The following is a 13316-nucleotide window of genomic DNA, read 5'->3' as shown; positions in this document are numbered from 1 at the left end:
AAGGGATCGCACCACGTGATCGTCCGTTCGTTCAAGGACATCGAAGGCACCGACCGGCACGTACGGGCGGCGTCCGGCACCTGGGAGAGCAAGCGCATCGTGCTCGCCCGGGAGCGGGTCGGCTTCTCGCTGCACGAGACGGTCCTCCACGCGGGGACCGAGACGTCCATGTGGTACGCCCACCACGTCGAGGCCGTCGTGTGCGTGGAAGGCGAGGCCGAACTCACCGACCACGAGACCGGGCAGACCCACACGATCACCCCCGGGACCATGTACCTCCTGGACGGCCACGAGCGGCACACGCTGCGCGTCAAGGAGGACTTCCGCTGCATCTGCGTGTTCAACCCGCCGGTCACCGGCCGGGAGGACCACGACGCCGACGGCGCCTACCCCCTGCTCACCGAGCCCGAGGAGGTGTGAGCCGGCCATGACCACCCTCACCGATCCCTACCCCACCCGGGGCACCACCGAGGTGGCCGTGCCCCGCCAGGACCCGGTCGTCTGGGGCGCCCCGGACACACCCGGTCCCCTCCCCGAGACCGACCTGCGGGCGTTCGAGCGCGACGGCTTCCTCACCGTCGACCAGCTGATCACGGACGACGAGGTCGCCGTGTACCGGCGCGAGCTGGAACGGCTGGTCGCCGACCCGGCGGTCCGGGCCGACGAGCGGTCGGTCGTGGAGCCCGGGAGCGGGGAGATCCGCTCCGTGTTCGAGGTGCACCGGCTCAGCGCGGTCTTCGACCGGCTGGTGCGGGACGAGCGGGTCGTCGGGCGGGCCCGGCAGATCCTCGGCTCGGACGTGTACGTCCACCAGTCGCGGATCAACGTCAAGCCGGGCTTCGGGGCCGGCGGCTTCTACTGGCACTCGGACTTCGAGACCTGGCACGCCGAGGACGGGCTGCCGGGCATGCGGACGGTGTCCGTCTCGATCGCGCTGACCGAGAACCACGACACCAACGGCGGGCTGATGATCATGCCCGGCTCGCACCGCACGTTTCTCGGGTGCGCGGGCGCCACCCCGCGGGACAACTACAAGAAGTCGCTGCAGATGCAGGACGCGGGCACCCCGTCCGACGAGGCGCTGACGACGATGGCCTCGCAGTTCGGCATCAAGCTGTTCACGGGCCGGGCCGGCTCGGCGACCTGGTTCGACTGCAACTGCATGCACGGCTCCGGTGACAACATCACGCCGTTCCCGCGCAGCAACGTGTTCATCGTCTTCAACAGCGTGGAGAACACGGCGGTCGAGCCGTTCGCGGCGCCCGTACGGCGGCCGGAGTTCATCGGGGCGCGGGACTTCACACCGGTGCGCTAGGGACGCCCTGCGGCGGCTCGCGCCGCCCTCCTCGACCCCGGGCCGGGGCCTCCTCGTGGGACGGGAGGCTCCGGCCCGGTCGGTGTCAGCCGGCCAGGGCCGCGAGCAGCCGGTCGACGTCGTCGGGGGTGTTGTACAGGTGGAAGGCCGCGCGCAGGTTCCCGGCGCGGTCGGAGACCTCGATGCCGGCCCGGCTCAACTCGCCCTGGCGGCCGCCCAGTCCGGGCACCGAGACGATCGCGGAGCCCGGCGCGGGCACCGGCGTGTGACCGAGGTCGGCGAGCCCGGCCCGGAACCGGTCGGCGAGCGCCACGTCGTGGGCGTGGACGGCCGCCACGCCCAGCTCCTCGATCAGCTCCAGGGAGCGGCGCAGGCCCGCGAAGGTGAACAGGGCCGGGGTGAGGTCGAACCGCCGCGCGGAGCGGGCGAGTTCCTGGACGGGGCCGTAACAGCTGTCCCAGGGCGCCTCGCCCGCGACCCAGCCCGCGAGCACCGGGGTGAGCCCGCCGAAGTCCTCGGGGACCACCAGGAAGGCCGCCCCGTGCGGGCCGAGCAGCCACTTGAAGGAGACCGAGGCGCTGAAGTCGAAGGCGTCGGCGGCCATCGGCAGCCACCCGGCGGACTGGGAGAAGTCCACGTAGGTGCGGGCGCCGTGCTCCCGGGCGGCCTCGCGCAGGGCCGGGAGGTCGGCGACGCGGCCGTCGGCGGACTGGGCGGCGCTGACCGCGACGAGGGCGGTACCGGGCCGGACGGACTCGGCGATCCGCTCCAGCGGCACCGCGCGCACCTTGAGGTCGCCACGGACGTGGAACGGGTTCAGCACGGAGGTGAAGTCGTCGTCCGCGGTGAGGACTTCGGCGCCCGCCGGCAGGGAGGCGGCGATCACCCCGGTGTGCGCGGCGACGCTGGCGCCGGTCGCCACCCGGGTGACCGGGACGCCCGCGAGCCGGGCGTACGCGGCGCGGCACGCCTCGACGTCCTCGTGCAGCGGGGTCAGCGGGCGGCCCTCGGCCCGCAGCACGGCCGCCTCGTGCAGGGCGGCGACGGTGCGGGCGGGCAGCAGGCCGTTGCTCGCCGTGTTGAGGTAGGTGCTCCGGGGAGCGAACTCGGCGCGGACGAGACGGTCGAACGTCTGCGTGGTCTCCATGGCTCCACTGTGCGGTCCACGGCAGTTCACGTCCATTGCGATTTTTTGCGCGGTTTCCCCAAGCGACGCTTATGGAACCGCGCCGAGCTGCGGTTTCCCGGGGTCGGTCCGGGCGGTCCGGGTGCTCCCCGGGTCAGTGCTGCGGCACCGCGCAGCCGTCCGGGCCGCACGCGTCGGCGTCGCCCTGGTCGAGGAGGGTCAGCGGGGAGCGCTCGCCCCACGCCTGGGTGAGCGCCTGGGCGAACACCTCGGCGGGCTGGGCGCCGGAGACGCCGTACCTGCGGTCGAGGACGAAGAAGGGGACGCCGTTCGCGCCGAGCTCGGCGGCCTCGCGCTCGTCGGCGCGGACCTCGTCGGCGTAGGCGGCCGGGTCGGCGAGCACCGCGCGGACCGCGTCGGCGTCCAGCCCGGCCTCGACGGCCAGCTCGACGAGGCGGTCGTCGCCCTCGGTGAACAGGGACCGCTCCTCGGCGAAGTTCGCCCGGTAGAGGATCTGGACCAGCTCGTCCTGCCGGCCGTGCTCCTTGGCGAGGTGCAGCAGGCGGTGCAGGTCGAAGGTGTTGCCGTGGTCGCGGCCGCGGGTGCGGTACGCCAGTCCCTCGGCGGCCGCCTGGGCGCCGAGGTTGTCCTCGCCGGCCCGGGCCTGCTCCTCGCTCAGCCCGTACTTGCGGCTGAGCATGGTGATCACGGGCTGGACGTCGTCCTTGGCGCGGCCGGGGTCCAGCTCGAAGGAGCGGTGCACCACCTCGACCTGGTCACGGTGCGGGAAGGTGGCGAGCGCCTTCTCGAAGCGGGCCTTTCCGACGTAGCACCACGGGCAGGCGATGTCCGACCAAATCTCGACGCGCATACTGTCGGCTCTTCTCCAGGTCTCATCGGTACGGGGGCTCTCTCCGTACCGGGTTCCTGAACGTTCAAGCAGTGCCGTTCATTCCCGCGGCGGCACGGCGTAGCGCAGGTACAGGTGGTGGTCGTCCTCGGCCGGCGGGTTCTCCGGGTCCGGGCTCCAGCCTTGGCGGGCGTAAAACGCCTGGGCGCGCCGGTTGTCCACGTGCACGTCGAGGACGGCCGTGCGCCTGCCCTCGGCCCGCCACTGGTCGACGCAGGCGGCGTGCAGGCGGGTGCCGATCCCGGTGCGCCAGCGGTCGGGGTCGACGTGGAACTGGAACAGCTTCACCATGTCGGCGGGGGCGTCCTGCGGTGTGCGGAAGGAGGCGAGGGCCACGATCCGGCCCTGCTCGACCGCGCACAGCACCTGGCCGTCGGCGCGTGCGACGGCGGTGCGCCAGGCGGCGGCCCAGTCGAAGCCGTCGTCGGGGAGCCCGTCGGGGTAGTACGTCGCCCGGGCCCGGGCGTGCAGCGCGGCCACGGCCGGTGCCTCGGCGGGCACGGCGGTGCGGATCACGAGGGTGCGGGGCAGCCGGTCACGGATCATGCCACGGAGGACGAAGCGGCCCGCCCGGCGGTTCCGAGCCGGCTGAACTGGGCCCGGTAGGCGCTCGGGGTGAGGCCGGTGCGGCGCAGCACGTGGGCGCGCAACGAGTCGGCGGTGCCCAGGCCGCAGGCGCGGGCCACCTGGTCCATCGGCAGGGTGCTGGTCTCCAGGAGTTCCTTGGCGCGTTCGACGCGCTGGTGCAGCAGCCACTGCAGCGGGCTCACCCCGCTCTCGGCGTGGAAGCGGCGGGTCAGGGTGCGCACGCTCACCCCGGCGTGCCGGGCGAGGTCGGTGAGGGTGAGCGGCGTGTCGAGGTGGCGCATGGCCCAGCCGCGCACGTCGGCGCAGGCGGTGCCGCGCTCGGGCGGCAGCGGCGTCTGGGTGAACTGGGTCTGCCCGCCGGGGCGGACCGGGGCGACGAGGGCGAGCCGGGCCACCCGGTTGGCGACGGCGGCGCCGTAGTCGGTGCGGATGACGTGCAGGCACAGGTCGATGCCGGCGGCGTAGCCGGAGGCGGTGAGGTAGGGGCCGTCCTGGACGTAGAGGACGTCGCCCTGGAGGTCGACCTGCGGGTAGCGCCGGCGCAGTTCGTCGGCGTGCTCCCAGTACGTGGTGGCCCGGCGGCCGTGCAGAAGGCCGGCCTCGGCGAGCTGGAACGCGCCCGTGCACAGGGACGCGATCCGCTTGCCGTCGGCGGCCGCGGCGCGCACGGCGGCCACGATGCGGGGGTCCGGCTCGAAGGGCGCCCCGGTGCCCGCGACGATCACCGTGTCGGCGTCCTCCAGCGCGTCGAGGCCGTGGGGCACGTACAGGTCGAGTCCGCCGGTGGTGGGGACGGGCCCCGGGTCGGCGGTGCACACCAGCACCTCGTAGCCGGGGCGCCCCTCCGTCTCGACCTTGCCGAACAGCATCTCCGGAATGGCCAGGTTGAACATCGACACGGGCGAGGGCGCGACGACGGCGACACGGTGCGCGGACATGGCCAGAACCTCCGGGTGCATGGCATTCGGGCCACTACTGTACGGGGCTCGTCCTGCGGAGCATGGACGCATGACGACGAACCCCACCCTCGACGAAGACGAACGCAGCGCCGATCAGGCGGAGTTGGCGCCTCCAGGGCGTTCCTCGCCGGCCCTCGCCCTGACCGCCGGGCTGCTCGGCTTCACCCTGGTCTGCCTCGACGCGTCCGTGGTGAACGTGGCGCTGCCCGCGATCGGTTCCTCCCTCGGGGGCGGGATGTCCGGGCTGCAGTGGGTGGTCGACGCCTACACGCTCGCCTTCGCGGCGCTGATGCTGTCCACCGGCGCCTTCTCCGACCGGGCGGGCGCGAGCCGGGCGTACGCCCTGGGCACGGCGGTGTTCACGCTCGCCTCGGCCGCCTGCGGGCTGGCGCCGGGCCTGCCGTCGCTGATCGGCGCGCGGGTGGTGCAGGGCGTGGCGGCGGCCGTGGTGCTGCCGGCCTCGCTGGCGCTGGTGCGGCAGGCCTACCCCGATCCGGCGCGGCGGGCGCGGGCGGTGGCCGCCTGGGCGGCGGGCGGTTCGGCGGCGGTGGCGCTGGGGCCGGTGGCCGGCGGGGTGCTGACCTCGGCGTGGGACTGGCGGGCGATCTTCTTCGTCAACCTGCCAGTGGGCGCGGCGATCCTGCTGCTGCTCCTGCGCGCCCCGCGCTCCGAGCGCCGTCCGGCGCCGCTGGACCTGCCGGGGCAGGTGACGGCGGTGGTGGCGCTGACCGCACTGACCTTCGCGGTGATCGAGCGCGGGGCGACGGGCGCGGTGGCGCTCGCGGTGGCCGTCGTGGCGGGGGTGGTGTTCTTCCGCGTGGAGGCCCGCGGGCCGCACCCGGTGGTGCCGCTCGGTCTGTTCCGGGACCGGACGGTGGCCGTGGCGGTCGCGACGGGCGCGGCGGTGAGCGTCGCCTTCTACAGCGTGGTGTTCGTCTTCTCGCTGTACTTCCAGCAGGTGCGCGGGCTCGGGCCGCTCGCGGCGGGGCTGGCGTTCCTGCCGATGACGGGCCTGATCGCGGTGACGAACGTGGTGGCGGGCAAGCTCGCGGGGCGGTTCGGGCCACGGCTGCCGATGGTGGTGGGCCAGTGGGTGGCGGTCGCCGGGCTGCTCCTGCTGCTGTCCGTCGGCGCGGACACGCCCGCGCCGCTGGTGGCCGTGGAGCTGGTGCCGCTGGCGCTGGGCTGCGCGCTGACCGTGCCGCCGCTGACGGCCGCGATGATGGACGCCGTCCCGGCCGAGCGGGCGGGACTGGCGGCCGGGGTGCTCAACGCGGCGCGTCAGGTGGCGGGCGGTCTGGGCATCGCGGTGTTCGGCACGCTGGTCGCGGACGGGTTCGCCACGGGGATGCGGCTGAGCCTCGCGGTCGCGGCCGTCCTGCTCGCGGTGACGGGCGCGTTCAGCTTCCGTCTCGCAGGTCGTCCGGCCACGCGTCCCTGAACTCCAGGTGGTCGTACGTCACGACGCAGCCCTCGCCCAGCGGCGCCTGCGTCATGAAGCCGACCAGGGCCGCCCCGGTCTCCTTCTCGTCGCCGAGGGTGAACAGCCGGACGAACACCCAGCGCCGGCCGTCCCGGGAAGCGTGGAAGGCGAACGCCCGCCCGGTCCTGCTGACCCGCAGCCAGACCGAACTTCCCTCCACGGTGAAGGAGTTGGCGTCGTCGGAGTGGCCCCGGGTGACCACCGTGCAGACGGTGGGCACGTCCGGGGAGTACTCCAGGCACAGCTTGGCCCAGGCCCGCTCGCCGACGTGGACGTACAACACGCCCGCGTCGAAGGAGGAGTTGAACCCCACGGTGACCCGCGCGATCAGCTGGAAGTCGCCCTCCGGCGCCCCCAGCAGCCGGGGGGCGTCGGAGGCGGGCTCCAGCGCCTCCCCGGTGGGTGTCACGAACCGGTCCTGCCGGGCCCCGGCCCAGCCGGTGAGCACACCGTCCTCGTAGGACCAGTGCCCGTCGGGTCCGTAGGTGCGCAACGAGAAGGGGAGTTCGGGGAGTTCGACGTCCATGGGGGCGAGTTTTCCAGTCCGCCGGCCCGGGTCGGTTGCCGGGGGGTGGCTCAGTGTTCGAGGCGGCCGTTGAAGCGCCGCGGCAGGCCGAGCGGGTTGTCGTCGCGCAGCTCGGGCGGCAGCAGGGCCTCCGGCGCGTTCTGGTAGGCGACCGGCCGCAGCCAGCGCTCGATCGCCGTGCCGCCCACGGAGGTGGACGTGGACGTCGTGGCGGGGTAGGGCCCGCCGTGGTGCTGCGCGGGCGCGACGGCGACACCGGTCGGCCAGCCGTTCACCAGCACGCGCCCGGCCAGCGGGGTCAGCTCCGCCAGGATCTCCGCCCCGCGGCCCCGCCCCTCGGCCTCCTCGGTGGAGAGGTGGACGGTCGCGGTGAGGTTGCCGGGCAGCCGGGACAGCACGGCCCGCGCCTCGGCCTCGTCGTCGTAGCGCGCGACGACGGTCACCGGGCCGAAGCACTCCTCCAGCAGGACGTCGTGCTCGCCCTCGTCGGCCAGCTTCCCGGCCGGCACCGTCAGGAAGCCCGCGCTCACCGTGTGCTCGCCGCCCGCGCCGGGCGTCACCGGCGACTGGACGTCGGGCAGCTGCGTGCGCTCGGCGATCCCGGCGAGGAAGTTGTCGCGCATGCGGTGGTCGAGCAGGACCCCCGTGTCGGTGTCGCTGACCGCGTCGGTGAGGGACTTGACCAGTCCGTCGCCCGCCGCGCCCGACGGCACCAGCACCAGGCCCGGCTTCACGCAGAACTGCCCGACGCCCAGCGTCATGGAACCGGCCAGCCCGGCGCCGATCGCCTCGGCGCGCTCGGCGGCGGCCGCCTCGGTGACCACCACCGGGTTGAGCGAACCGAGTTCGCCGTGGAAGGGGATCGGCACCGGCCGCGCGGCCGCCGCGTCGAACAGGGCGCGGCCGCCCTTGACCGAGCCGGTGAAGCCGGCCGCCGCGACCAGCGGGTGGCGGATCAGCTCCAGGCCGGCCTCGAAGCCGTGCACCAGGCCCACCACCGCGTCGGGGACGCCCTGTTCGCGGGCGGCCCGGCGCAGCACCTTGGCGACCAGCTCGGACAGGCCCGGGTGGTCCGGGTGCGCCTTGACGACGACCGGGCAGCCGGCCGCGAGGGCGCTCGCCGTGTCACCGCCGGCGACGGAGAACGCGAACGGGAAGTTGGAGGCGGAGTACACGGCGACGACGCCGAGCGGCACCTTGTAGCGCCGCAGGTCCGGGACGGGCGGGGTGGCGGTGTCGTCGGGGTGGTCGATGACGACGCCGAGGAAGGCGCCCTCGTCCACGATGTCCGCGAAGGCGCGCAGCTGGTAGCAGGTGCGGGCGAGTTCGCCGGTCAGCCGGACCGGGCCGAGCGCGGTCTCCGCGTCGGCGGTCTCCACGAGGCCGTCCCGGGCCGCCTCCAGCGCGTCGGCGGCGCCGCGCAGGAAGGCGGCGCGCACGGCGCGGTCGGCGAGGGAGCCGCGCACCTCGTGGGCGGCCCGGACGGCGGCGTCCACCTCCTGGGCCGTGGCCTCCACCGCAACCTGCTCGCGCTGCTTCCCGGTACGGGGGTCGACACTCCAGACTGGTGCTGCCACAGCGGGTCCCTTCCACATCGATGCCGCAGGCAATGCCGCAGTGTGTACGTCAGCCACCAGGACTGTTCGATATACTGAACGCTGTCTCTGATGGTGAATGCTGTGGAGACTATTTCTCGTCGAACGAAGGGGTCAAGGGCGATGTCGGCAGGCGAGACGGGGGGCGGGTCCCAGGTCAAGTCCGCGGTGCGGACGGTCGAACTGCTCGAGTACTTCGCCGGGCGGCCCGGCATGCACTCCCTGGCGTCGGTCCAGGAGGCCGTCGGCTATCCCAAGTCCAGCCTGTACATGCTGCTGCGCACCCTGGTCGAGCTGGGCTGGGTGGAGACCGACGCGACCGGCACCCGGTACGGCATCGGCGTGCGGGCGCTGCTGGTCGGCACCTCCTACATCGACGGCGACGAGGTGGTCGCGGCGGCCCGCCCGACCCTGGACCGGCTGTCCGACGACACCACCGAGACCATCCACCTGGCCCGGCTGGACGGCACCAACGTCGTCTACCTCGCCACCCGGCAGTCCCAGCACTACCTGCGGCCCTTCACCCGCGTCGGCCGCCGGCTGCCCGCCCACTCCACCTCGCTGGGCAAGGCGATCCTCGCGAGCTACACCGACGAGCAGGTGCGCAAGCTGCTCCCGGAGACGCTGCCCGCGCTCACCGAGAACACGATCACGGACCGCGAGAAGCTCATCGAGGAACTGCACCAGGTCCGCGAGCAGGGCTTCGCCGTCGACCGCGAGGAGAACACCCTGGGGCTGCGCTGCTTCGGCGTGGCGATCCCCTACCGCACGCCGGCCCGCGACGCGATCAGCTGCTCCGTGCCGGTGGCCCGGCTGACCCCGGCGCACGAGCAGATGGTCAAGGACGCCCTGTTCGACGCCCGCGACCGGCTGACCCTCGCGACGCGCAGGCTCTGAGCGCACGGGCGCGCTCCCGCCCGGGTCCGCGCCCGCTCCCGCCGTGCCCCGCCCGTTGTCGGTGCCCTCTCGTAGGCTCGGGGCATGGAGATCGCCCTTCGTCCGGTGCACGACAGCGACCTGCCGGTGTTCTTCCGGCAGACGAACGACCCCGAGGCCCTGCGCATGGCGGCCTTCACCCCGAAGGACCCGGCCGACCGGGACGCCTTCGAGGCGCGGTGGGTGCGCATCCGCGCCTCCGACGCCGTCACGCGCACGGTCCTGGCCGACGGGGACGTGGTCGGCAGCGCCGCGGTCTACGGCGCGCCCGGCGAGCGCGAGGTCACCTACTGGCTGGACCGGGCGTACTGGGGGCGCGGCATCGCCACGAGCGCCCTGCGGGCCCTGCTCGCCGAGGTCACCGAGCGCCCGCTGTACGCCCGCACCGCCACGGACAACACCGGGTCGCTGCGGGTGCTGGAGAAGTGCGGGTTCCGGGTGACCGCCACGGCCTCCGGGTACGCCGAGGCGCGCGGCGCGCAGACCGACGAGTTCGTGCTCGTCCTGGACTGACGCCCGCCGGCCGGGACCTACTTGGTCGCCCCCCGGGTGAAGCCGTTGTAGATGTAGCGCTGCAGGAAGAGGAAGACCAGCAGGGTCGGCAGGATGACCAGGATCGCTCCCGCCGAAATGGTCTCCCAGTGCGCGCCGTAGGGGCCCTTGAACCGGAAGAGGGCGGTGGAGATGGTGCCGAGGTCCTCCGAGGGCATGTACAGGAAGGGGATGTAGAAGTCGTTGTAGGTGGTGATGCCCTTGATGATGACCACGGTCGCGATCGCCGGCTTCAGCATCGGGAAAATGATCTTCCGGTAGATCGTGAACGCGTTGGCCCCGTCCAGGCGTGCGGCCTCGTCCAGGGACCTGGGGATGCCCCGGATGAACTGCAGGAAGATGTAGATCGAGACGATGTCCGTGCCCATGTAGAGCAGGATCGGGGCCCAGCGGGTGTCGATCAGGCCGAAGCTGTTGATGACCTGGAAGGTCGCCACCTGCGTGGTGACGCCGGGCACCAGGGTCGCGATCAGGAACAGGGCCATGACGGCCTTCTTGAAGCGGAACTCGAAGCGGTCGATGGCGTAGGCGGCCATGGAGCCGATCACCACGGTGCCGGTGATCGAGAACAGCAGGATGAACGCCGTGTTCCCGAAGGCCATGAGCATGTGGCCGTCGGTGAAGGCAGTGCCGTAGTTGGAGAAGTTCAGCCAGTCGTGGGGCAGGCCCAGCACGTCGGTGCCGTCGGCGACTTCGTCCGACGTCTTCAGCGAGGTGAGGAAGACGACCAGGAGCGGCACGAGCACCACGAGTGAGGCGGCCACCAGCGACGCGTAGGTCAGGACGGTGCTGACGCGTGGGGGCCTGCGCCGGGCCGGCCGGTCGTCGACGGGGGCGGACGTGCGCGCGGGGACGGAGGTGCGGGCAGGGGCGGTCATACGAGGTCCACCTTCTCGTCGGGCACCAGGCGCCGCTGGACCCAGGTGACGGCCAGGATGATGAGCAGCAGCACGACGGCGCAGGCCGAGGCCAGGCCGGTCTTGTTGAACTGGAAGGCGAGCTTGACCGTCTGGATGACGAAGGTCTGGGTGCCGGTCGCGCCGCCGGTCATGATGAACGGGATCTCGAACACCGACAGGGAGCCGGAGATCGCGAGGATGACGCTGAGGCTGAGCACCGGCCGGATGCCAGGGGCGATCAGGTGGCGGAACTGCTGCCAACGGGTGGCGCCGTCGATCTGCGCGGCTTCGTACAGCTCACCGGGGATGGACTGGATCGCACCGAGGAACAGCACGAAGTTCAGCCCGGTGAAGCGCCACACCGAGACCCCGGCCAGGGCGGTGTTGGCGGACTGCGGATCACCGAGCCAGGCGTGGTCGCCGTCGGTGCCGAGGAGGGACAGGACGGAGTCCAGGGTGCCGCCGTCCTGGAAGAAGTAGAGGAAGACGAAGCCGATCGCGACCCCGTTGATCAGGTAGGGGAAGAACAGGATGCCCTTGAACAGGTTGCGCAGCCGCAGGTCGAAACTGAGGATCGTCGCGAAGTACAACGCGGCGGCGATCTGCACGACGGACGCCGCCAGGTAGTACAGGCCGACCGCGAAGACGCGGAAGAGCTCGGGCCGGGTGAACAGTTCCTCGTAGTTGTCACCGCCGACGAAGGAGCGGTCGGGGCTGACGCCGTCCCAGTCGGTGAAGCTGTAGTAGACCATGTTGCCCACCGGCACGTACGTGAACGTGATCAGCAGGGCGAGCGGTACCAGCAGGAACAGCCACGGAGTGGCGCGGCGCAGCGGGTGGTCCTGCCAGGAGCGGCGCCGGGAGCGCCCGTCGGCCGGGCGGTGCCGGGGACGGTGGGCGGGGGGCGGCCCGGTGAGCGGGTCGGGCGGTGGTGCGGTGCGGGTGGAGTCGGTCATGGCGGGGCCTTTCGTCGTCCGCGGACAGCGCTCGTCGGTCGGCCCACCGGGCTCGCCGTTCGCCCGGCCGTCGGGCGTGGGGCCGGGAGCCCGGTGGCGCGGCCGGTTCAGGAGCCGGCGGTCTGCTTGGCGTCGGCCCACCGCTTGTTCAGGTCGGCGAAGTAGTCCTCGAGGGAGCCGCTCTGCGCGCCCCGGGCGATGTCGATCAGCTTCTGCCGGTAGTCCTGCTTGTTCAGCCCGATCTCCGAGGCGTTGTCGATGGCGTTCACCTCTGCGGTGTCGGCCTCGGACCGTTCCACCAGGGTGACATCGTTATCAACGAATTCCTTGAGCGTTGCGGGCAGGGGGGCGGAGCGCAGGGCCGAGACCGCGCCCTGCGCCTCGGAGAAGCCGGACTTCTCCGTGAACCAGTCGATCCAGGCCCGGGCGGCGGCCTTGTGCGTGGAGTGGATGTTCACGGCCTGCTGGTAGTCGGACAGCAGGGTGGAGCAGTACGTGCCGCTCTTCTGCACGGGGAAGGGCATGAAACCGATCGAGTCGGCCCCGGCGCCGGCCTTCTTCGCGGCGTCCTGCATCTGCGTGATCGCCCAGGAGCCCAGGACCATGCTGCTGATCTTGCCCTTGGCCAGGAGGCTCTTGGAGTTCTCCCAGTTGGTGGTGCTCGGGTCCTTCTCGGCGAGCTTGTCGTGGACGATGTCGTACAGGAGGGTGTCGATCACGTTGAGGTCCGTGCCGGCGCCCCAGGGCTTGTCGGTGATGGCCAGGTTGTCGGAGGCCTTGGCGTCGCAGCTGACCGAGCCGATGCTGTTGGTGAAGGGGCTGACGAGCGGCCAGCCGTCCTTGAAGTTCGTGTAGTAGGTGGCCCCGGTCCTGTCCTTCACCGTCTTGAGGTCGGCGAGGAACTCCTGCGGGCTCGTCGGCCACTCGGTGATGCCGGCCCGCTTCCACAGGGCCTCGTTGTAGACCACGCCGTTGGCGGTGCCGAAGTTGGCGATGCCGTACGTCCGGCCGTCGACGTCGGTCTTGTCGGTGAAGCGGTACTTCTGCTCCATCGTCCCGGTGGAGCCGAGGGGCGCGAAGAACTTCGGGTAGTCACCCTTGGCGACCGCCGCGGGGATCAGCAGGACGTCACCGTACTTGTCGGTGTTCATACGGATCTTCACCTCCCCCTCGTAGTCGGTGATGCCCTCGAACTCCACCTTGACCTTGGGGTACTCCTTGCCGAAGGCAGCCGCGTACTTCTTCATCGTGCCGTCCTGCACGAGGTCGGTGCGGTTGGTCAGCACCTTGATGGTTCCGCTGACGCTGGTCGCGTTCAGCGGTGGCGCGGCGGTCTCGTCCGAGCTGCCCGTCCCGCCCCCGCCGCACCCCGCGACGGCCAGCAGTGCGGTGGTCGTCAGCAGTGCGGTGCCGAGGATCTTCCTACCCATGTGCCCAACTCCCTCTGTGGATTACGGCTCGGGCTGCCTGG

At 72.2% G+C, this 13316-nt stretch carries 14 protein-coding genes; 5 read left to right on the top strand and 9 right to left on the bottom strand.

Annotated features, from left to right (window positions below; translation table 11 throughout):
* The first annotated feature begins 15 nt into the window (after positions 1–15).
* Positions 16–420 (top strand): ectoine synthase, encoded by a 405-nt coding sequence (locus tag AQJ30_RS12080; protein ID WP_067232372.1) that lies wholly within the window; start codon positions 16–18, stop codon positions 418–420.
* 7 nt (positions 421–427) lie between these two features.
* On the top strand, positions 428–1315 hold the full coding sequence (gene thpD, locus AQJ30_RS12075) for an ectoine hydroxylase (protein WP_067232370.1): 888 nt from the start codon (positions 428–430) through the stop codon (positions 1313–1315).
* Positions 1316–1400: 85 nt separating this feature from the next.
* On the opposite strand, the gene AQJ30_RS12070 is transcribed toward thpD, so the two are convergent.
* The 4 genes from AQJ30_RS12070 to AQJ30_RS12055 all read right to left on the bottom strand — a co-directional run bounded on the left by AQJ30_RS12070 (position 1401) and on the right by AQJ30_RS12055 (position 4877).
* A complete protein-coding gene (locus AQJ30_RS12070) occupies positions 1401–2462 on the bottom strand; it encodes an aminotransferase class V-fold PLP-dependent enzyme (protein ID WP_067232368.1) in 1062 nt (353 codons plus the stop codon).
* 133 nt (positions 2463–2595) lie between these two features.
* Positions 2596–3312, bottom strand: coding sequence for a DsbA family oxidoreductase (locus AQJ30_RS12065; RefSeq protein WP_067232366.1), 717 nt, complete (start codon positions 3310–3312; stop codon positions 2596–2598).
* Positions 3313–3390: 78 nt separating this feature from the next.
* On the bottom strand, positions 3391–3897 hold the full coding sequence (locus tag AQJ30_RS12060; protein ID WP_211278965.1) for a GNAT family N-acetyltransferase: 507 nt from the start codon (positions 3895–3897) through the stop codon (positions 3391–3393).
* Positions 3894–4877: a GlxA family transcriptional regulator gene (locus tag AQJ30_RS12055; protein WP_067232709.1), complete on the bottom strand. Its 984-nt coding sequence runs from the start codon at positions 4875–4877 to the stop codon at positions 3894–3896. The genes AQJ30_RS12060 and AQJ30_RS12055 overlap by 4 nt, the downstream gene beginning before the upstream one ends.
* Positions 4878–4947: 70 nt before the next feature.
* Between AQJ30_RS12055 and AQJ30_RS12050 the strand changes: the two genes are divergently transcribed.
* Complete coding sequence (locus AQJ30_RS12050; RefSeq protein ID WP_067232364.1) at positions 4948–6339, top strand: MFS transporter; 1392 nt, start codon at positions 4948–4950, stop codon at positions 6337–6339.
* Here the strand turns inward: AQJ30_RS12050 and AQJ30_RS12045 are convergent.
* Both AQJ30_RS12045 and AQJ30_RS12040 read right to left on the bottom strand, forming a co-directional pair.
* Positions 6299–6907 (bottom strand): DUF1349 domain-containing protein, encoded by a 609-nt coding sequence (locus AQJ30_RS12045; protein ID WP_067232362.1) that lies wholly within the window; start codon positions 6905–6907, stop codon positions 6299–6301. The two genes, AQJ30_RS12050 and AQJ30_RS12045, sit on opposite strands and share 41 nt — an antisense overlap.
* 50 nt (positions 6908–6957) lie before the next feature.
* On the bottom strand, positions 6958–8502 hold the full coding sequence (locus AQJ30_RS12040) for an aldehyde dehydrogenase (NADP(+)) (RefSeq protein ID WP_107119555.1): 1545 nt from the start codon (positions 8500–8502) through the stop codon (positions 6958–6960).
* Between the two features lie 123 nt (positions 8503–8625).
* Between AQJ30_RS12040 and AQJ30_RS12035 the strand changes: the two genes are divergently transcribed.
* On the top strand, positions 8626–9399 hold the full coding sequence (locus AQJ30_RS12035; RefSeq protein WP_067232357.1) for an IclR family transcriptional regulator: 774 nt from the start codon (positions 8626–8628) through the stop codon (positions 9397–9399).
* Between the two features lie 84 nt (positions 9400–9483).
* The gene (locus AQJ30_RS12030) at positions 9484–9951 is read left to right on the top strand and encodes a GNAT family N-acetyltransferase (protein WP_067232354.1); all 468 of its coding nucleotides are present in this window, start codon (positions 9484–9486) and stop codon (positions 9949–9951) included.
* 17 nt (positions 9952–9968) lie between these two features.
* On the opposite strand, the gene AQJ30_RS12025 is transcribed toward AQJ30_RS12030, so the two are convergent.
* The 3 genes from AQJ30_RS12025 to AQJ30_RS12015 form a co-directional block, all read right to left on the bottom strand.
* Positions 9969–10868 (bottom strand): carbohydrate ABC transporter permease, encoded by a 900-nt coding sequence (locus AQJ30_RS12025; RefSeq protein ID WP_079083977.1) that lies wholly within the window; start codon positions 10866–10868, stop codon positions 9969–9971.
* Positions 10865–11845, bottom strand: coding sequence for a carbohydrate ABC transporter permease (locus tag AQJ30_RS12020; protein WP_067232352.1), 981 nt, complete (start codon positions 11843–11845; stop codon positions 10865–10867). Before AQJ30_RS12020 ends, AQJ30_RS12025 begins: the two co-directional genes overlap by 4 nt.
* A gap of 107 nt (positions 11846–11952) precedes the next feature.
* Complete coding sequence (locus tag AQJ30_RS12015) at positions 11953–13275, bottom strand: ABC transporter substrate-binding protein (protein ID WP_067232350.1); 1323 nt, start codon at positions 13273–13275, stop codon at positions 11953–11955.
* Positions 13276–13316 lie beyond the last annotated feature (41 nt).

It is taken from the genome of Streptomyces longwoodensis, assembly GCF_001514125.1.
Taxonomy (GTDB): Bacteria; Actinomycetota; Actinomycetes; order Streptomycetales; family Streptomycetaceae; genus Streptomyces; species Streptomyces longwoodensis.
This window is presented reverse-complemented; position numbering and strand designations above follow the sequence as displayed.